The following is a 1215-nucleotide window of genomic DNA, read 5'->3' as shown; positions in this document are numbered from 1 at the left end:
GGCGTACCGCAGTTGGTGGTACCCGATTGCCTGAAAAGTGCCGTCAGCGTGGCGCGCAAGACCGATCCGGATCTCAACCCCACTTACCAGATGCTGGCGGCCCATTTCGGTACGGCGATCATGCCCGCGCGGCCCCGCAAACCGAAGGATAAGTCCAAGGCGGAAGTGGGAGTGCAGATCGTCACCCGCTGGATCCTGGCGGTGCTGCGTCATGAAACCTTCCATAGCCTGACGCAGCTGAATCAACGGATAGGTGAACTACTGACCAAGCTCAACCAGAAACCCTTCCAGAAGCTTCCTGGCTGCCGTGCCTCACTGTTTGCCGAGCTCGATGCTCCGGCGCTCAAGCCGCTGCCGGATTATCCCTANATGCCTTGCAGGGCAAGCGGCTGGAGGCTCATCTGGCCGAGCATACCGTCACGCTGTACCACGCAGGCAAGGTCGTGGCCGAGCATCCGCGCAGTCATCGCAAAGGTCAGCACAGCAGCCTGGCTGCCCATATGCCCGCGCATCACCAAGCGCTGCTGGAGTGGTCGCCCGAGCGTCTGCTCGGCTGGGCGGCGTCCATCGGACCTTACACCACGCATTGGGTGGATGGTTTTATCCGGAATGTGGCGCACCCGGCGCAAGCGGTGCGACCTTGTCTGGCCTTGCTGGGGCAGAGCAAAACCTATGGCAAGGAGCGGCTGGAGGCGGCCTGCCTCCGGGGTTACCTGACCGGCGCCAATCGGCTGCACAACATCCGCAGCATGCTCAAGAACGGCCTGGAGCAACAACCCATCGCCAGCAAGCGACAGGATCCGCTGCAAGACATCCGTCATGACAATGTCCATGGCGAGCACTACTTCCACTAACCCCCACCGATCAGGAGAAGCCGATGCAATTACACCTCGATGAACAACTAAGCCGCCTGCACTTGAGCGGCATGAAACAGGCCCTGAACCAGCAGCAGGCCCAGAGCATGCTGTACCTGGATATGGGTTTTGAAGAGCGGCTGCAACTGTTACTGAGCCATGAGCTGGTGCAACGGGAGCAGAGGAAAACCAACCGCCTGGAGAAGCAAGCCCGGTTCCGGCTCGCCGGACAGGTGGAGCAACTGGACTATCGGGCCGGTCGAGGCGTCAGCCAGGCACAGATCCGCCAACTGCTGGAAGGACACTGGCTGAGTCATCAACAAAATCTGCTGCTGACGGGCGCGGCAGGCTGTGGCAAGAG

General features: G+C 61.0%; 2 pseudogenes. Both read left to right on the top strand.

The annotated features are described in order from the left end of the window. Positions 1-854, top strand: a pseudogene (locus ACYVG7_RS03160) (Mu transposase domain-containing protein); the annotation flags it as partial. A 23-nt stretch (positions 855-877) separates the two neighbouring features. Then, positions 878-1215 (top strand): annotated as a pseudogene (istB, locus tag ACYVG7_RS03155) (IS21-like element ISAs27 family helper ATPase IstB); the annotation flags it as partial.

This window comes from Pseudaeromonas pectinilytica, assembly GCF_054780855.1.
Note: the sequence above shows the minus strand (reverse complement) of the source record. Positions and strands in the feature narration are given on the sequence as shown.